General features: G+C 65.4%; 17 protein-coding genes. 11 read left to right on the top strand and 6 right to left on the bottom strand.

Translation table 11 applies throughout. The features are described 5' to 3' along the window. Positions 1–186 precede the first annotated feature (186 nt). The 3 genes from CS1BSM3_RS03820 (at position 187) to CS1BSM3_RS03810 (ending at position 3,230) form a co-directional block, all read left to right on the top strand. On the top strand, positions 187–1,188 hold the full coding sequence (locus CS1BSM3_RS03820; RefSeq protein ID WP_072385625.1) for a hypothetical protein: 1,002 nt from the start codon (positions 187–189) through the stop codon (positions 1,186–1,188). Positions 1,189–1,344: 156 nt separating this feature from the next. Continuing rightward, on the top strand, positions 1,345–2,622 hold the full coding sequence (gene hisD, locus CS1BSM3_RS03815; RefSeq protein ID WP_072385624.1) for a histidinol dehydrogenase: 1,278 nt from the start codon (positions 1,345–1,347) through the stop codon (positions 2,620–2,622). A 221-nt stretch (positions 2,623–2,843) separates the two neighbouring features. Then, complete coding sequence (locus CS1BSM3_RS03810) at positions 2,844–3,230, top strand: DUF930 domain-containing protein (protein ID WP_072385623.1); 387 nt, start codon at positions 2,844–2,846, stop codon at positions 3,228–3,230. Between the two features lie 12 nt (positions 3,231–3,242). On the opposite strand, the gene CS1BSM3_RS03805 is transcribed toward CS1BSM3_RS03810, so the two are convergent. Beyond that, the gene (locus tag CS1BSM3_RS03805; protein ID WP_072385622.1) at positions 3,243–4,850 is read right to left on the bottom strand and encodes a carboxyl transferase domain-containing protein; all 1,608 of its coding nucleotides are present in this window, start codon (positions 4,848–4,850) and stop codon (positions 3,243–3,245) included. Positions 4,851–5,145: 295 nt separating this feature from the next. Here CS1BSM3_RS03805 and CS1BSM3_RS03800 point away from each other — a divergent pair, with 295 nt between their 5' ends. The 4 genes from CS1BSM3_RS03800 (at position 5,146) to CS1BSM3_RS03785 (ending at position 8,810) form a co-directional block, all read left to right on the top strand. After that, entirely contained in the window at positions 5,146–5,622 is a 477-nt protein-coding gene (locus CS1BSM3_RS03800) for a helix-turn-helix domain-containing protein (protein ID WP_072385621.1), read from the top strand. 76 nt (positions 5,623–5,698) lie between these two features. Then, entirely contained in the window at positions 5,699–7,462 is a 1,764-nt protein-coding gene (locus tag CS1BSM3_RS03795; protein WP_072385620.1) for an acyl-CoA dehydrogenase family protein, read from the top strand. A 154-nt stretch (positions 7,463–7,616) separates the two neighbouring features. After that, positions 7,617–8,519: a DMT family transporter gene (locus CS1BSM3_RS03790; RefSeq protein WP_072385619.1), complete on the top strand. Its 903-nt coding sequence runs from the start codon at positions 7,617–7,619 to the stop codon at positions 8,517–8,519. An 81-nt stretch (positions 8,520–8,600) separates the two neighbouring features. Further along, positions 8,601–8,810, top strand: coding sequence for a hypothetical protein (locus tag CS1BSM3_RS03785; protein ID WP_143149060.1), 210 nt, complete (start codon positions 8,601–8,603; stop codon positions 8,808–8,810). A 90-nt stretch (positions 8,811–8,900) separates the two neighbouring features. Here CS1BSM3_RS03785 and CS1BSM3_RS03780 read toward each other — a convergent pair whose 3' ends face one another. Next, positions 8,901–9,410 carry a superoxide dismutase family protein gene (locus tag CS1BSM3_RS03780; RefSeq protein WP_072385617.1) on the bottom strand — a complete coding sequence of 170 codons (510 nt, stop codon included), beginning with the start codon at positions 9,408–9,410 and terminating at the stop codon, positions 8,901–8,903. Between the two features lie 122 nt (positions 9,411–9,532). Between CS1BSM3_RS03780 and CS1BSM3_RS03775 the strand changes: the two genes are divergently transcribed. Then, positions 9,533–9,733 carry a DUF3008 family protein gene (locus tag CS1BSM3_RS03775; protein WP_072385616.1) on the top strand — a complete coding sequence of 67 codons (201 nt, stop codon included), beginning with the start codon at positions 9,533–9,535 and terminating at the stop codon, positions 9,731–9,733. A gap of 11 nt (positions 9,734–9,744) precedes the next feature. On the opposite strand, the gene CS1BSM3_RS03770 is transcribed toward CS1BSM3_RS03775, so the two are convergent. Continuing rightward, complete coding sequence (locus CS1BSM3_RS03770) at positions 9,745–10,836, bottom strand: mandelate racemase/muconate lactonizing enzyme family protein (protein ID WP_072385615.1); 1,092 nt, start codon at positions 10,834–10,836, stop codon at positions 9,745–9,747. 68 nt (positions 10,837–10,904) lie between these two features. Beyond that, positions 10,905–11,051 (bottom strand): iron-containing alcohol dehydrogenase, encoded by a 147-nt coding sequence (locus CS1BSM3_RS27850; RefSeq protein ID WP_143149059.1) that lies wholly within the window; start codon positions 11,049–11,051, stop codon positions 10,905–10,907. A 528-nt stretch (positions 11,052–11,579) separates the two neighbouring features. Here CS1BSM3_RS27850 and exbB point away from each other — a divergent pair. Both exbB and exbD read left to right on the top strand, forming a co-directional pair. Continuing rightward, positions 11,580–12,575 carry a tonB-system energizer ExbB gene (gene exbB / locus CS1BSM3_RS03765; RefSeq protein ID WP_244540412.1) on the top strand — a complete coding sequence of 332 codons (996 nt, stop codon included), beginning with the start codon at positions 11,580–11,582 and terminating at the stop codon, positions 12,573–12,575. 5 nt (positions 12,576–12,580) lie between these two features. After that, positions 12,581–13,066 carry a TonB system transport protein ExbD gene (gene exbD, locus CS1BSM3_RS03760; protein ID WP_072385614.1) on the top strand — a complete coding sequence of 162 codons (486 nt, stop codon included), beginning with the start codon at positions 12,581–12,583 and terminating at the stop codon, positions 13,064–13,066. Positions 13,067–13,094: 28 nt separating this feature from the next. Here exbD and thrS read toward each other — a convergent pair whose 3' ends face one another. Then, the gene (gene thrS / locus CS1BSM3_RS03755; protein WP_072385613.1) at positions 13,095–15,059 is read right to left on the bottom strand and encodes a threonine--tRNA ligase; all 1,965 of its coding nucleotides are present in this window, start codon (positions 15,057–15,059) and stop codon (positions 13,095–13,097) included. An 89-nt stretch (positions 15,060–15,148) separates the two neighbouring features. Further along, positions 15,149–15,652 carry an SRPBCC family protein gene (locus CS1BSM3_RS03750; RefSeq protein WP_072385612.1) on the bottom strand — a complete coding sequence of 168 codons (504 nt, stop codon included), beginning with the start codon at positions 15,650–15,652 and terminating at the stop codon, positions 15,149–15,151. 151 nt (positions 15,653–15,803) lie between these two features. On the opposite strand from CS1BSM3_RS03750, the gene CS1BSM3_RS03745 reads away from it, so the two are divergent. Further along, positions 15,804–16,037, top strand: coding sequence for a DUF2093 domain-containing protein (locus tag CS1BSM3_RS03745; protein WP_072385611.1), 234 nt, complete (start codon positions 15,804–15,806; stop codon positions 16,035–16,037). The last annotated feature ends 43 nt before the right edge of the window (positions 16,038–16,080 follow it).

Here is a 16,080-nt window from a genome sequence, read left to right as displayed (position 1 = left end):
GCCATCTGGACGGGTCGGGAGCCAGCAGCTACAGGATTCGCAAAAGGGTACCGAGTCGAGGGTGAACCTCGAGGCCGCCAAGTCCGTAAGTCGGTCACCGGGTGTCAGCGGGATCATATTTAAGGGGGCGTCACTGTGACCAAATCCGACGCTGAGAGGACACTGCGGAGCCGAGCGCGCTTCGCGATGCCGGCCGCCATTACCATCTTCGCTCTGGCACTCGCCGGATGCGAGTCGAGCGGATCGTCACTCTTCAGCAGCCTGTCGTCCTCGCCGGAGACGACAGCGCCCGAGCCGGCGAAACCGGTGGCGCAGCAGGCGCCGCTCGCGCGTATCGCCCTGGCGCCGGTCATCGGCGCGCCCGATGCGGTGTCGCGTCAGATTGCCGACCAGGTCGTGCACTCTGCGGAGCGCCAGCGCATTTCGCTGATCAACGATCGCGACGCGAAGGGCGACTTCACGCTGCGCGGCTACATCGTCGCGTCCAAGGATCGTTCGCAGACCAAGGTCTCGTACATCTGGGACCTCACCGATCCGACGGGCAAACGCGTCCATCGCGTCACCGGCGAAGAGATGGCACCAGCGGGCGCGGGCAAGGATCCGTGGGCTGCCGTGACCGGCGCCCTGACGCAGAGCATCGCCGACAAGACGGCGACGCAACTCGCGACATGGGTCGCAGCCAACCGTCCTGCCAGTACCGGCGCGGCGCCGATCGCCAGCCAGCCGGCACCGGCGCCCGTTGCAGCAGTTGCGCCGCCGGCCGCGCCCGCGCCGGAGCAGGCAACGGCTCGCACGACGACCGCCAGCCTTCCTTCATCGGGTGATGTGGCGGCGGTCGTGCCGACCGTCTCCGGTGCGCCCGGCGATGGCAACAGTGCGCTCTCGAGCGCGCTCCAGCGCGAGCTTTCGCGTCAGGGCGTGACGATGGCCAACCGGCCGGGTGCATCTTACCGTATCGAGGGCAAGGTGGCGCTGACCGGCGCGCAGTCCGGTAAGCAGTCGATCCAGATCGATTGGCTGGTGCGCGATCCGCAAGGCCGCTCGCTCGGCACGGTCTCGCAGAAGAATGAGATCCCCGAAGGCTCGCTCGACGGCTCATGGGGAAGCACTGCCGATGCTGCGGCCGGTGCCGCTGCTCAGGGTATCATCAAGCTGTTGCCGCAAGGCTCGGCGCGCGCCGTCAACTGAGCCGCGCCTATCCGACCTGCACAGGTCTGGTTTGGAAAGCATCCCGGCCCTCGCGCCGGGATGTTTCGTTTCGCGTGGCGGTCTGCACATCTTGACCGGTCACGGTGGGCCACCTAGCGTCCCGTTGAAGCATCGCAAAACATCTGGGAGGATGCCGTGGCTCGCCACTATCTGAAACGCGCTGCACTGCAGGCTGGGCCGCGTGCGGCCGAAGTCGAGAGCACTGTGCGCCGCATGATCGCCGACGTCGCCGAGAACCGCGACGAGGCCGTGCGTCGCTACGCGCGCGATCTCGACAAGTGGACCGGCGAGTTCCGCGTGCCGCAATCGCGCATCGACGAGGTGACGCGCGCGCTGCCGACGACCTTCAAGGAGGACTTCGCCTACTGCCACAAGCAGGTGACCGAGTTCGCGAAGCGGCAGAAGGAAAGTCTTCAGGCCTTCGAGGTCGAGCTGCGGCCCGGCGTGCTGCTCGGCCAGAAGCTCATCCCGATATCGACGGCCGGCTGCTACATTCCGGGCGGCAAGTATCCGCTCATCTCGGCGGCGATCATGAGCGTTGGCACGGCGAAGGTCGCCGGCGTCGGCCGCATCGTTGCTGCAGCGCCGCCGCGCGGGCCCGATGGCATCTATCCGCAGACACTTTATGCGCTTCACCACTCCGGCGCCGACGAGATCTATTGCGTCGGCGGCGTGCAGGCCATGGCGTCCATGGCCTATGGCTGCTTGGGCATGCCGCGCGTCGACATGATCACCGGCCCCGGCAATCCTTTTGTCGCTGAAGCCAAGCGTCAGCTCTTCGGCATGGTCGGCATCGACCTCCCCGCTGGCCCGACCGAGATCCTCGTCATTGCCGATGACACGGCAGATCCCGCTCTCGTCGCCACCGACCTGCTCGGGCAGGCCGAGCACGGGCCGGACAGTCCTGCATGGTTCGTCACGCCATCTGAGAAGATGGGCCGCGCCGTGCTTGCGGAGATCGAGCTGCAGCTCAAGACGCTGCCGACCCGCGAGGTGGCCTCGCGCTCGTGGGCGGACTGGGGCGAGATCGTCGTCGTCGACAGCGATGACGAGGCGATCGCCGTCTCGGACGAGTACGCGCCGGAGCACCTCGAGATCCAGACGGGTCGCGACGACTACTATCTCGAGAAGCTGAAGAACTACGGCTCACTCTTCATCGGCGAGGAGTCGACCGTCGCGTACGGCGACAAGGGTATCGGCACGAACCACACGCTGCCGACGGCAGGCGCTGCGCGCTACACGGGCGGCCTCTGGGTCGGCAAGTTCATCAAGACCGTTACGTACCAGCGCCTGACGCGCCGTGCGTCGCTCGAGGCGGCGCCGATCATGGCCCGCGTCTGCCATGAGGAGGGCATGCTCGCGCACGAGATCACCGCAACCGTGCGCGCGAAGAGGTTTGCTGGGGCGAACTAGACCGTTCCCTCTCCCTGCATACGATATGCGGGGGAAGGGCATCGCTCATTCGGGGGCGACGCGGAACGCGCGATCGATCGCTGCGCGCGTGGTCAGGACGCAGATGCTCGATGCTGCGGTGTGCAGCCGGCGTGTCGGAGCAACGCTTGCGCACGCGGCAGCCTGCAGAGCGCTTCGGCAATCCGCGTGCTTGTTGACGATCGGGGATAGGGGGACGAGGCATGAGTAGAAGGTTCATGATAGCCGTTGGCCTCAGCTTTCTCCTCACGCCCGCGGCGTCGGCCGCACCGCTCGAGGACACGCTGGCCAAGATGTCGCCGGAGTTTCGCGCCCATCAAGTCTGCATACTGCGGGGGCTGACGGCCGTGCGGCAGGAGCCCGCGCTGCGGAAGGCCGATCGGATGAAGACCTCCATTTTCCGCCCGGCCGTGGTGGAAGGCACCAAGCTCACAGCCAGCGGAGGCGCCGTGAGGGCGGCCGGACATTGGTATGCGCTGAGCTTTACCTGCGACTTGTCCGGCGATTGGAAGAAGGCAACGTCCTTCTCGTTCGTGCTCGGCCGCGAGATTCCGCAGGGTGATTGGGAGCGGCTCGGGCTTTGGCGCTGATCGCAGCTCCCGCTACATCCTGAAGACGCCGAACTTGGTCTCGGCAATGGGACGCTCGAAGCAGACGGCAAGCGCGAGCCCGAGCACGCGGCGCGTTTCGGAAGGCGTGATGATGCCGTCGTCCCAAAGGCGCGCAGTGCCGTAATACGGATGGCCCTCGCGCTCGTACGCATCGAGCACAGGTTGCTTGAACGCGTCTTCCTCCGCCTTGGACCACGTCTTGCCTTCAGCCTCGATGTTGTCGCGGCGCACGGTCGCAAGCACGCTCGCGGCTTGCTGTCCGCCCATGACCGAGACCCGCGCATTGGGCCACGTGAAGAGGAAGCGCGGTCCGTACGCGCGCCCGCACATGGCGTAGTTGCCGGCGCCGTAGCTGCCGCCGATTATGAGCGTGATCTTGGGCACGTCGGCGTTGGCGACCGCCATGACCATCTTGGCGCCGTGGCGTGCGATACCGCCGGCTTCAGCGTCGCGCCCGACCATGAAGCCGGTGATGTTCTGGAGAAAGAGCAGCGGCGTCTTGCGCTGGCAGGCCAGCTCGATGAAGTGGGCGGCCTTCTGTGCCGTCTCGGAGTAGAGAATGCCGTTGTTGGCGAGGATCGCGACGGGCTGTCCCTCGATATGCGCAAAGCCCGTCACCAGCGTCGTCGCGTAGTTCTTCTTGAACTCATGCAGCTCCGAGCCGTCGACGATGCGCGCGATCACCTCGCGTGTATCGTACTGAGTCATGAGCGAAGAAGGCACGACACCATCGAGCTCGGCGGGGTCATAGGCTGGCGGAACGGGCGTCTGTGTTGGAACGATCGCGCGCTCGCGTGCAGGAAGCGTTTCGATGATGCTGCGCGCGATCTCGAGCGCATGGCGGTCGTTGAGCGCGTAGTGATCCGCAACACCCGAGAGCCGTGTGTGCACATCGGCGCCGCCGAGATCTTCGGCCGAGACGTCCTCGCCGGTTGCGGCCTTTACCAACGGAGGTCCGCCAAGGAAGATCGTGCCCTGGCGGCGCACGATGATGGTTTCGTCGGACATGGCCGGTACATAGGCACCGCCTGCCGTGCACGAGCCCATGACGACGGCGATCTGCGGAATGCCATCCGCCGACATGCGCGCCTGGTTGAAGAAGATGCGGCCGAAGTGATCGCGGTCCGGAAAGACCTCCGTCCAGTGCGGCAGGTTCGCGCCGCCGGAGTCGACGAGATAGATGCAGGGAAGATGGTTCTCCCACGCGATCTCTTGTGCGCGGACGTGTTTCTTCACCGTGAGAGGATAGTAGGTGCCGCCCTTTATGGTGGCGTCGTTGCACACGATCATGCACGGGCGACCGGCAATGCGGCCGATGCCGGTGATCACGCCGGCACCGTGGATGTCACCGCCGTACATGTCGTAGGCGGCGAGCTGGGAGAGCTCGAGAAAGGGCGAGCCGGGATCGATCAGGCCGAGCACGCGGTCGCGCGGCAAGAGTTTTCCGCGCGCGAGATGGCGCTCCCGGAGCCGCTCGGGACCGCCCATGGCCACCTCGCGCCGCTTCTCTGCGAGGTCGGCGACGAGCGCCGACATGGCGGCGCGGTTCGCGGCGAAATCCTCCGATGCGGAATTGATCGTTGTTTTTATTTGCGCCATCTGCCCCTCTGACATCCCTCGGCGAGCGTTATCGGTCGTCGAATTGCCGCAACGCCGTCATAAGTACGGGGCCTGCCCCCACGTCGGCAAGGCTCGCGTCCCACCCGTTTAGGAATTCGGTCCTGAAAGCTCCAGATCATTCACAGGAAGCCACATTTCCTTCATTGTTAGCCATATAACCGCACCGCATCATGTGGTTGACGAAGTGCAAGGCCACACCTAGGAATTGCGCACATCCGTGTCGGTCAGATGCGGTCGCGTGGGGTTGAACAAGAGATTGCATTAGGGGGATGTCATGGTTGACCCGGCGGACGACGGCGAAGCGCTGGAGCGGGGCACGCGCCGGCCAAATCCGATCGATGTCCATGTCGGCAATCGCGTGCGGCTCCAGCGGATGCTGATCGGGATCAGCCAGGAGAAGCTCGGCGAGCGGCTCGGTCTGACCTTCCAGCAGGTGCAGAAGTACGAGAAGGGCATCAACCGCATCGGTGCGAGCCGCTTGTTCGAGCTCTCGCGCGTGCTCGGCGTGCCCGTGCAGTTCTTCTACGAGGATGCGCCGGTCGCCAGCTCGCAGCCGAGCTCGGCGCCAGGCTTCGCCGAGCGCTCGTCCGACAGCCATGTCTTCGAGTTCCTCAGCAGCCGTGAAGGCCTCGAGCTCAATCGGGCGTTTTCGCGCATCACCGATCCGAAGGTGCGCAAGTCCGTGCTCGATCTCGTGCGCTCGCTCGCAGACGAAGCCGCCGGAGGCGGGTACCAGGCGCCGACCGACTGAGGACGATTGGATTGGGATCGGCGGCGGTGCCGGTGCGGAAGCACCGCGCATCGCCTTTTCATTTGTGGAGCGCACCATGGCACTCACGACCTCGCCGACCGTCACCGGAGCGATCGCGCCCGATACGACAGGGCTCAATTTCTTCCGCGCCGATCCCTCGCTCATGGATCTGCTGCGCATTCACTTGCCGCAGGACATGCTCGCGCACATCGAGCCGCATCTCGATCGCCTCGGCGCGCTGGCGGGCGATCATCTCGACAATTGCGCGCGTCTTGCCGACCGCCATCCGCCGATCCTTCATGCGCGCGATCGTTTCGGCAATGACGTGCAGCACATCGAGTATCACCCCGCCTATCGTGAGCTCGAGCGCGTCGGGTTCGGCGAGTTCGGCATTCATGCCATGTCGCACAGGAAGGGCATCCTCGGCTGGGCCGGCACTTATCCGGCGGCGGCCAAACACGCCTTCACCTATCTCTTCAATCAGGCCGAGTTCGGCATGGGCTGTCCGCTCAACGTGACGGACGGCGCGGCCATGCTGCTCTCGCGCTATGGCGACGAGGCACTCAAGGCCAAGTATCTCGACCGTCTCACCGAGACGGACATGAGCCGCCTCACGCAGGGCGCGCAGTTCATGACCGAGAAGGAAGGCGGCTCGGATGTCGGCAGCCTGACGACGATCGCGAAGCCCGAGGGCGATCACTGGCGTCTCTATGGCGACAAGTGGTTCTGCTCGAACGCCGACGCGGAAATTGCCATGCTGCTCGCGCGGCCCGAGGGTGCCGTCGGTGGCACGCGCGGCGTCGGGCTCTTTCTCATGCCGCGCCGTCTCGATGATGGCACGGCCAACAGCTACCGGATCGTGCGGCTCAAGGACAAGCTCGGCACGCGCTCCATGGCCTCGGGCGAAATCAAGCTCGAAGGTGCGGTGGCCTATGCTGTCGGCCGGCTCGACCGCGGCTTCGTGCAGATGGCCGAGATGGTCAACTGGTCGCGGCTCTCGAATGGCGTGAAGTCGACGGCGCTCATGCGGCGCGCCCTTCACGATGCGCTGACCGTCGCGCACGGCCGGCGCGCGTTCGGGCGGCGCATCATCGAGCTGCCGCTCGCGCGCCGTCAGCTCCTGAAGCTGATCCTGCCCCTCGAGCAGGCGCTTTCCATGTGCTTCATCACGGCGGATGCGCTTGATCGTGCCGAGCTCGGCGGCAGCCAGGAAGCGGCAGCGCTCGTGCGGATGCTGACGCCCGTGCTCAAGTACCGCTCGACGCGCGATGCCCGAAAGATGACGGGCGATGCCCTCGAGTTCCGCGGCGGCATTGGCTATGTCGAGGAGTTCGCCTGCGCGCGCCTGCTGCGTGACGCCCATCTCGGCTCGATCTGGGAGGGGACCGGCAACATCGTGGCGCTCGATGCGCTGACGCGCGCTGTCGGCCGTCACAGCGCCGAGGCCGCGCTCGCCGCCGATCTCGCGGCGCGCCTCGATGAGAGCGGTGCCGTGCCCGTCGCCTTCCGCGACCGTCTGCGCCGCAATGTCGATGCGGCGATCGGCTTCGCGCAGCGCGTCGCCCGTGATGCCGGCAATGAAGCGGATGCGCGCCGGGCGACGAGTGCGCTCTATCATGTGGCGAGCGCGGTCTACCTCGCCTGGGAGGCGGACCGCATCCATCAGCACCGCGGCGATGCGCGTCGTCTGCTGCTCGCGCGCCTCGTGCTCGATCATCGCCTCGCGGCGCGCGATCCCTTCGCGCTCGATGCCGGCCGCGGCGAGGATCGGATCGCCGATCTCCTGCTCGGGGAAACACCGGCACCCATGCGCGAGATCGCGGAGCTCGTCGCCGCCTGAGCGGCCGCTGACGGGCCCGGCAGATTCGCAACGCCGGCAAAGTTTGCTGCGGATGCGTTCATGGCGCATCGCTTTGCGGCAGGTGTGCCTGTATAAGCGGCAGACCTCTGCGTCGCTGCTTCTTCACACAGTCTCCGAGACCGTCCTCTCCCCAATGTCTGCCCAGCCCCAACCCGGTCCCGGTGCGGAGGCGCGCGCCGTAGCCGCCGCCGCGTTCGGCTCGTCGCTCGTCGGGACCGTGCCGTACTTCGCCATCGGCCTCTACCAAGCAGGCATGGACGTCGCGGTGGTGCTGTTCTGGCGCTACTGGATTGCGCTCGCCGTGCTGATCCCCCTCGCCTGGTGGACGAGCCCCGGCCTTCGCACCGAATGGATGACGGCCGGGCGCGGCCTGTTCCTCAATGGCATCACGCTCGGCCTCGCGCAGACCTATACGTACTTCCGCGCTGTGCAGACCGTGCCGTCGAGCGTCGTCGTCACCGTTTTCTTCGTCTATCCGATGATCACGCTGGCGTTCGATCGATATCTCTATGCGCTTCAGATTCGCTGGCAGTCGGTGGTCGCCGTCGCACTCATTTTCGTCGGCGCCCTGCTGGCCGGCTGGCCGAGCTTCGGCCTGGGAGACGCCGACCCCATTGGCCTGCTTTGCGTCATCGCAACACCCGTCATATTCAGCATCTACATTGCCATTGCCTACCGCTACACGCGGCAGGCATCGCCATTCGCGGGTGCCAGTGCGATCTATCTCGGACTCGGCTGCGGATACGGTCTTGTTGTCGCGCTCTTCGGGATGAAAGCCATCCCGGCTCTCGGCAATGTACCAAGTCTGCTGGCCATCGGGCTTGTCGGCGGGGCAATCCAGATCGCCTCGTTCGCCTATGCCCTGCCGCGACTCAGTGCCGGCCGCTACTCGATCATCGTCAGTCTGGAACTGGTGACGGTCGTGCTGATCGGTGTTCTGCTGCTCGGTGAGCAATTGACGCCCGTGCAGTTTGCCGGCATCGGCCTTGTCGCAATCGGGATTATTGCCGATCGCCTCGTGCGCGCGAAACGATGAAATTGCCGCTCCCCGGCGGAACCTTCCTCGGGCAACATCGTTGGGTCGGACATGGACGTGCCCGCTCGCGAGGAGGTGCTCATGGCACCGTACACGACGCCAGCTTTGTATGAAGTGCAGTCTGCGGGTGAAGTGGGCCCGGAACTTGCCGACCTGCCGTTCTATATGGACGAGGTGGGGGACGACTGCTTTGGATCGTCCGCGCCGACCTATGCCGAGCTGCCGTGCTACGTCCCGCTCGACGATGAGAGCGATGCTTTCGGCCCGTTCAGCGACGGTGATGGACTGTAAGCCTCACGCTTCCGACGCTGCGACTCCGTAACACCGGACGAGATTGAAGTGTCGAGCGCAGATTGTGTGCGCTCGACACTTCCGTCTTGCCTATTTGATGACGCCGCAGGCCTGACGGTCACCGGCATCGCCGGCCGGCTGGCTCTTGTAGTCGTCGGCCTTGCCGTGGATCATCAGCGCCCTGCCGCGAATGGCATTGTCGCCGCCGTCCAGGCGGACAAAGGTGTTGAAGACCTGCGCTCTCAGCGTGCCATCCGCGCCCACGTACTGGTTGGGCATATCGCCGGCGTGCGGGCCTTTGGGATCATTGAAGCCGTGCGAGGCTTTCGTCGGGTTGAAATGGCCGCCGGCCGACATGTGACCGCCCGCGTGCTCGCACGAACCCGTCTCGTGAACATGGAAGGCGACCCACTGGCTCGGGGGAAGGCCGCTCACGTCGATCTCGATGAGGACGCCTTTGTCGGTGCCTGTCAGCTTGGCCGTGCCGCTTTCCTTGCCGGCCTTGCTGATGAATGTGGCCGTGGCGGTCTTGGATTCCTGGGCAACGGCTGCCGTCGCGACGAGTGCGATTGCGGCAGCGCAGGCGAGAAACGGCTTCATGATGCTGAACCTCCCGAATGCTGATGTTTTGGCGAACCGTCACGCAGCTCAATTGTTCCCCTGAGCGAACGAATCGCTCGGGCCGCGCGTTGCGCGAGCATCAACAGTAGCGGAGAACGGCCATGCCAGCCAAATCGAAGGCGCAGCAGAAGGCCGCCGGTGCGGCGCTGGCGGCAAAGCGCGGCGAGATCAAGAAGAGCTATCTCAGAGGTGCTTCGCGTCAGATGGAGAAGTCCATGAGCGAGGCGGAGCTCAAAAAAATGGCAAAGACCAAGCGCAAGGGAAAGCCCGAGCGCGTGGCGAGGAAGTCGGCCTCGAAGTAGAAAATTGCGCGCTAGCTTGCGGCATGCTTGCCGAGACCGGCCCAGTCGAAGTTGATGCCGTGACCGGGCCGATCGGGGGCAATCGCGTTGCCGTCACGAAGCGGAAGCGGCTCGGCAATGTACCGGTCGAGCCCGAAGCCGTGGATCTCGAGGAAGCTGCGATTGGGGCAGGCCGCGAGCAGGTGCACGGACACATCGTGCGCGCCGTGCGAGGTCACGGGAAGGTTATAGGCCTCGGCGAGGTGCGCGACCTTCATGAAGACGGTGATGCCGCCGCAGTTGGTGACGTCCGGCTCCGGGAAGCTGACGCCGCCGGCCGCTATCAGCGCCTTGAACTCATAGAGTGAGCGCAGGTTCTCGCCGGTCGCGATGGGGACGCCGCCGTGCGCGACGACGCGTGCATGTCCGGCGACGTCATCGGGAATGATCGGCTCCTCGAGCCAGACGAGGCCGTAGGGTTCGAACGCGCGGGCGCGGCGGATGGCTTCGTCGGCCGTCCAGGCCATGTTGGCGTCCGCCATGAGCGGGAAGCCGTCGCCGAGGTAGCCGCGCAGGCCCTTGATGCGCTCGACGTCCTCCGACATGCGCGTGCGCCCCGCCTTCATCTTGATGGCGCGGAAGCCTTTGGCGAGGTTGGCATCGTGCTCCTTGATGAGATCGTCGACCGAGAGATGGAGATCGATGCCGCCGGCATAGCAGGGCACAGCCGGATCATGGCCGCCGAGCAGGCGCCACAGCGGCAGGTTCGCGCGGCGCGCATTGAGGTCCCAGAGCGCCATGTCGAACGCGGACTGGGCCAGAACGCTCGGGCCGCCGCGTCCGCCGTAGTGCAAGCCCCACCACACTTTCTGCCAGAGCCGCTCGATGCGATCGGCATCCTCGCGACCGACGATCTCCGGAATATCGTGCGCGAGCAGGCGTGCGACGGCGCCACCGTTGTGGCCGGTAGTGTACGTGTATCCGATACCCTCCGCGCCATCGGCGTCGCGCACGCGCACCGTCATCAGCTCGAAGGAGGTCATGGTGCCGTGCGTCGAATCCGAGAGCGGCACCGGCAGCGGGACGCGATAGAACCCGGCTTCGATCTTCTCGATGGCGGCCATAGGCGTTTCTCTCCCGTGATTTTTCTTCTCCTTCTCCCCGTTCTTACGGGGAGAAGGGAATTTGATGGCTATTCCCAGCAGTCCTCGAAGAGCTTGGCGTCGTCGGCAGCCGTCGGCGGGCGCAGGTTGGAAGGCGTCGAGTGATCGGCCGCGGGCAATATCTTGCTGGCGCCGAAGTCGAACTCGACGGGCACGATGTCGCTGATGAGGGCCATGCATCTCTCCAGATCGCGGACAGCGCATACTGTCATGATCCGGGAGCGTCGCAAGCGGACGCGCGCCTAGCCCGCGGATGCCCGGCACATGATCGGGGGATCATGTCATGCCCGGGACATCCGCGGGGGCAGCCGGTGATGCCCGGCGGCGCTGGTGCAATCTCCTGCAAGGGAGGCAAGGGACCCTGCGGAGACGGTGCGCCGCGCCAAAGCGGGCACAAGGCCGGCGTTCTTGTAGGAGCCGCCACCCCCCGATGGCGGCCCTATGGCAGATCCGGCTGCGTTTCCACCCCATCGGGCAGCGGATCCGCGTGCTGCCGGGACCCGGCAAGCGCGGATCGAGGGAAACAAATCTATACCACAACAGTCAAGTATAATCGTGGAAGGCGGCTATGCGTCCGCCGATGCTGGAATTGCGTGGCTCTGCGGCAAACTAAAACTAGACTACGAGAGTAATGAATTGTAGCAACGCTCGGGCGCGCGGATGAAGCGCCGCCGCTTGCTGCACGAAGAGGATCTCCGGTGAGAATGGCCGTTTCCAGCCTTCAAGGCATCGTAGCGGATGCGATGCTCGTAGTCCGTCCGCTACGGCGCGCACTTTCAATGTGCCTCGTGCTGGCGATGATGCTCTGGGCCGGAGCGGCCGTATCCCAGGTGGGAGTGCCATCGCCGTCTGCCAGCGACGCTGTGACATCGGTGCCTGCGGCTCCAGCCACACCCGCTGCGCCCACAGCACCCGCCGCAGCCCAAGCTGAGCTGCCTCCGCTCGCGACGAATGAAGGGCGTCCGCCGGCGCCCGCGGCCATCGAGCGGTCCAACTTGCCGCACGACCTCTCGCCATGGGGCATGTTCATGGCGGCCGACATCGTCGTGAAGACGGTGATGATCGGTCTCGCGCTGGCGTCGCTGGCGGTGTGGACCGTCTGGCTCGCCAAGCTTTTGGAATTGATCACGGCGCGCGCCGGTCTGCGTCGCGGCCTCAGGGCGCTGGAAGCCGAGCCGTCGCTCGATGCCGCCGCCATGCATCTCACGCGCCGAACGGCGGTAGCGCGGGGCATGGTCGGGCTTGCGCGGGCGGAGATCGAGCTCTCCGAGGACGTGCTGGGCGGCGCTGGCCTGAAAGAGCGCGTCGCTTCCCGCCTCTCCGGGCTCGATGCGGCGCTCACACGACGTATGCGGCGCGGCATGAGCCTGCTCGCGACGGTCGGCGCGACGGCGCCCTTTGTCGGCCTTTTCGGCACGGTCTGGGGTATCATGAACAGCTTCATCGGTATCTCGAAGTCGCAGACGACGAGCCTCGCCGTGGTCGCGCCGGGCATCGCCGAGGCGTTGCTCGCGACGGGCATCGGCCTCGTTGCCGCGATCCCTGCCGTGATCCTCTACAACCAGTTGAGCCGCTCCATTGCCATCTATCGCGCCCTCGTGCGCGAGACGAGTGATGAGGTGGAGCGGCTGGTCTCGCGTGACATCGACCGCCGGTTGGCGAACTGGCCGCCGGCAGCGGCTCTGGCCAAGCGGGGCTAGGCGCCATGGCCGGTGGCATTCGCGAGCGCGACGACGAAGAAGACACCGAGGTGTACGAGATCAATGTCACGCCGTTCATCGACGTGATCCTCGTGCTGCTCATCGTCTTCATGGTGGCGGCGCCGCTCTCGACGGTCGACATCGCCGTGCAGCTCCCGGCCGCGACGGCGAAGCCGCAGCCGCGCCCGGAAAAGCCCATCTACGTCACGATCAAGTCGAATCTCGAGATCGCCGTCGGCGAGGATACGGTCGCAAAGCCGCTCTTTCTGACGGCCATCACGCGTGTGACCGAGGGCAATCGCGATACGCGCCTGTTCCTCCGCGCGGACAAGACCGTGCCCTATGGCGAGCTGATCGGCGTGCTCGATCAGCTCCGCGCCGCCGGCTATCTCAAGGTCGGGCTCGTGGCACTAGAGGCTGTGCGGCCCGCGGGCTTCGGTGCGCAGGAAACACCGGCGCCCGCTTCTCCTGCTCCGGCCGGCAGCCAATAGACGGCCGGCCGAGCCGATATCGGGAGCGTTACGCGCTCGCAGTACGGGCACGCTTGAGATCCGGCGCTTCGCCTTCATCCACGAGCAGGGCCTTCGCCTCGGCCAGCGTCAGCGTCTTGCTCTCGTTGCTGCCGAGCCGGCGCATGGCGACCTTGCCTTCCTCGGCCTCGCGCTTGCCGACGACGAGGATGACAGGGGCCTTGGCGAGCGAGTGCTCGCGCACCTTGTAGTTGATCTTCTCGTTGCGAAGATCGGTCTCGACACGCAGGCCCGCGCGGCGCAGTTCTGCCGCAACCTTCAGCGCGTACTCGTCCGCATCCGAGACGATCGTCGCGACCACGGCCTGCACGGGGGCGAGCCATAGCGGGAAATGGCCCGCGGTATTCTCCGTGAGAATGCCCATGAAGCGCTCGAGCGAGCCGAACATGGCCCGATGGATCATCACGGGCGTGCGCTTCTCGCTGTTGGCGTCGATGTAGAACGCGCCGAAGCGGGCCGGCAGGTTGAAGTCGACCTGGGTGGTGCCGCACTGCCAGGTGCGGCCGATCGCATCGCGCAGGTGATACTCGAACTTGGGCCCATAGAATGCGCCTTCGCCCTCGGCGATCGAGGTCTTGATGCGCCCGTTCGAGTCGCGCTTGATCTGATCGAGTACACCCTTCATGGCTGTCTCGGCCTTGTCCCACAGCTCGTCGGCGCCGACGCGCTTATCGGGCCGTGTCGCGAGCTTGATGTGGACGTCTTCGAAGTCGAAGTCGCCGTAGATGGACAGCATGAACTGGTTGATGTCGAGGCACTGCTCGGCGATCTGGTCCTCCGAGCAGAAGATGTGCGCATCATCCTGCGTGAAGGCGCGCACGCGCATGAGGCCGTGCAGCGCGCCCGACGGCTCGTAGCGATGCACGCAGCCGAACTCCGCGATCTTGATCGGCAGCTCGCGATAGCTCTTGAGCCCGTGCTTGAAGATCTGCACGTGACCGGGACAGTTCATGGGTTTCAGCGCGAAAACCCGCTCGTCCTCGGTCTCGGTGACGAACATGTTCGCGTGGTAGGTCTCCCAGTGGCCGGAAGTCTCCCACAGTGAGCGCTCGAGAAGCTGCGGCGAGTTCACCTCGACGTAGCCTTCCGCGACCTGCCGGCGGCGCATGTAGGCAATGAGACCCTGGAAGAGCGTCCAGCCCTTAGGATGCCAGAATACGGTGCCGGGCGCGTCGTCCTGGAAATGGAAGAGATCCATCTCGCGGCCGAGCTTGCGGTGGTCGCGTTTCTCCGCTTCCTCGATCTGCTTGAGGTACTCGGCGAGCTCCTTCTCCTCGGCGAAGGCGACACCATAGATGCGCTGGAGCTGCGGCCCCTTGGCATCGCCGCGCCAGTAGCTCCCCGAGAAGCGTGTGAGCTTGAAGGCCTTGCCGACCTGGCCGGTGGAGGTCATGTGCGGGCCGCGGCAAAGATCGAGCCAGTCGCCCTGGCTGTAGATCTTGACGTCCTCGCCCTCGGGGATCGCGTCCACGAGCTCGATCTTGAAGAGCTCGCCCTTGGCGCGGAAGTAGTCCTTGGCCTTGTCGCGGCTCCACACGTCCTTCTTGAAGGCTGAGTTGCGCGCGATGATCTCGTGCATCTTCTTCTCGATGAGCGGGAGATCCTCGGGCTTGAAGGGCTCCTCTTTCGCGAAGTCGTAGAAGAAGCCGTTCTCGATCACCGGGCCGATGGTGACCTGCGTGCCGGGCCAGATGTCCTGCACGGCTTCGGCGAGCACGTGCGCGGCGTCGTGCCGGATCAGCTCCAAGGCTTCCGGGTCGGTGCGCGCAATGAAGCGGATCTCGGCATCGCCGCTGATCGGATCGGCGGCGTCGCTCAAGGCTCCGTTGAGGACCATGGCGACCGTACGCTTCGCCAGCGACGGGGCGATCGACTTCGCCACATCGATGCCGGTGGTGCCGGCGGGGACTTTGCGCTTGGCGCCGTCCGGAAATGTCAGGGTGATCTCGGCCATGGCGTCCTTCTCCTCTCACTCGCTGCCAACCACGCAGGTAAGACGGATGTCTTGCGGAGGGGGCTTGTGGCAGGTTGCACGGGCGGGTGTCAAGGCGGGCTGCCGGCCTCCCGCTGCTCGGTGAAGGCCGCCAGGTTTTCGAGCGTCGATCTCATGCCGATGTCGTGATCTTCCTTGCGGATACCCTCGGGGACGTTCTCGCAAATGATCGTGACCTCGGTGCCTTCGGGGACCGGAGACAGCCGCCACGTCATGGTCATGGGGCCGGCGAATGCGGGATCGTCCGAGGCGAACTCGAAGCGCTGCACTATGCGCTCGTTCTGCGAGAGCTCGAGAAATTGGCCTCTGATGACATCGGCATGAGCAGAAGTCTTGCCCGGCACCGAATGCGCCTCACTCTCGTAGAAGAGTGTCATGTGGTAGGCGCCGCCTGCCCGAGGCTCGAAGGCATGAACCTCGCCTTTCATGCCCTTAGGCGGAAGCCACGACACCAGGGCGTCGGGATCCACGAGCGCCCGATAGATGGTCTGCGGCGACGCCTTGACGATCCTGGCGGCCCGGTCGGTCCTCCCCTTGGCTGTCATATTCATCATGCTAACGGTCCTGCGCAGATTTGAAGCCATGGAGCGCAGCAGCGCGGTACAAGAGCGCTGGCGCCGGCAGGGCCGGCCATGTAACGTACCGGCACCGAAGAGCGGGTGGAACCCGCGCTATCGGCGAGAGAGAAAGGCCGCGATCCACGCGATGAATCGTTTTGAACGTTTGTTCGGTTTCCGGGGCGAGGCCAAGGTGAAATATCTGGATGGTGAATTCCAGGTGATCTCGCCTGGGGACTATGTCCTCTGCGCGGTGACCGGGGAGCCGATCCCGCTTGCCGAGCTGCGCTATTGGAGTGTCGAGCTGCAGGAGCCTTATGCTACGGCCGAGGCTTCCCTCCGCCGCCATCTCGAGACGCACAGGCCGAGCAGCGCGCGGTGAAGTGTAGTTTGGGCCCTGTACGTGCCCTCGTGACTGTGGTGAG

Source organism: Hyphomicrobium sp. CS1BSMeth3 (assembly GCF_900117415.1).
Classification (GTDB): Bacteria; Pseudomonadota; Alphaproteobacteria; order Rhizobiales; family Hyphomicrobiaceae.
Note: the sequence above shows the minus strand (reverse complement) of the source record. Positions and strands in the feature narration are given on the sequence as shown.

What these genes read in the sequence shown, in the direction of transcription:
- exbD (WP_072385614.1), top strand. Translation starts at nt 12,581, where the DNA reads ATGGCCGGTGGCATTCGCGAGCGCGACGACGAAGAAGACACCGAGGTG.
- CS1BSM3_RS03785 (WP_143149060.1), top strand. Translation starts at nt 8,601, where the DNA reads ATGGCACCGTACACGACGCCAGCTTTGTATGAAGTGCAGTCTGCGGGT.
- CS1BSM3_RS03750 (WP_072385612.1), bottom strand. Translation starts at nt 15,652, where the DNA reads ATGATGAATATGACAGCCAAGGGGAGGACCGACCGGGCCGCCAGGATC.
- CS1BSM3_RS03820 (WP_072385625.1), top strand. Translation starts at nt 187, where the DNA reads ATGCCGGCCGCCATTACCATCTTCGCTCTGGCACTCGCCGGATGCGAG.
- CS1BSM3_RS03775 (WP_072385616.1), top strand. Translation starts at nt 9,533, where the DNA reads ATGCCAGCCAAATCGAAGGCGCAGCAGAAGGCCGCCGGTGCGGCGCTG.
- CS1BSM3_RS03810 (WP_072385623.1), top strand. Translation starts at nt 2,844, where the DNA reads ATGAGTAGAAGGTTCATGATAGCCGTTGGCCTCAGCTTTCTCCTCACG.
- exbB (WP_244540412.1), top strand. Translation starts at nt 11,580, where the DNA reads ATGGCCGTTTCCAGCCTTCAAGGCATCGTAGCGGATGCGATGCTCGTA.
- CS1BSM3_RS03795 (WP_072385620.1), top strand. Translation starts at nt 5,699, where the DNA reads ATGGCACTCACGACCTCGCCGACCGTCACCGGAGCGATCGCGCCCGAT.
- CS1BSM3_RS03745 (WP_072385611.1), top strand. Translation starts at nt 15,804, where the DNA reads ATGAATCGTTTTGAACGTTTGTTCGGTTTCCGGGGCGAGGCCAAGGTG.
- CS1BSM3_RS03805 (WP_072385622.1), bottom strand. Translation starts at nt 4,850, where the DNA reads ATGGCGCAAATAAAAACAACGATCAATTCCGCATCGGAGGATTTCGCC.
- CS1BSM3_RS03780 (WP_072385617.1), bottom strand. Translation starts at nt 9,410, where the DNA reads ATGAAGCCGTTTCTCGCCTGCGCTGCCGCAATCGCACTCGTCGCGACG.
- thrS (WP_072385613.1), bottom strand. Translation starts at nt 15,059, where the DNA reads ATGGCCGAGATCACCCTGACATTTCCGGACGGCGCCAAGCGCAAAGTC.
- CS1BSM3_RS27850 (WP_143149059.1), bottom strand. Translation starts at nt 11,051, where the DNA reads ATGGCCCTCATCAGCGACATCGTGCCCGTCGAGTTCGACTTCGGCGCC.
- CS1BSM3_RS03800 (WP_072385621.1), top strand. Translation starts at nt 5,146, where the DNA reads ATGGTTGACCCGGCGGACGACGGCGAAGCGCTGGAGCGGGGCACGCGC.
- CS1BSM3_RS03790 (WP_072385619.1), top strand. Translation starts at nt 7,617, where the DNA reads ATGTCTGCCCAGCCCCAACCCGGTCCCGGTGCGGAGGCGCGCGCCGTA.
- CS1BSM3_RS03770 (WP_072385615.1), bottom strand. Translation starts at nt 10,836, where the DNA reads ATGGCCGCCATCGAGAAGATCGAAGCCGGGTTCTATCGCGTCCCGCTG.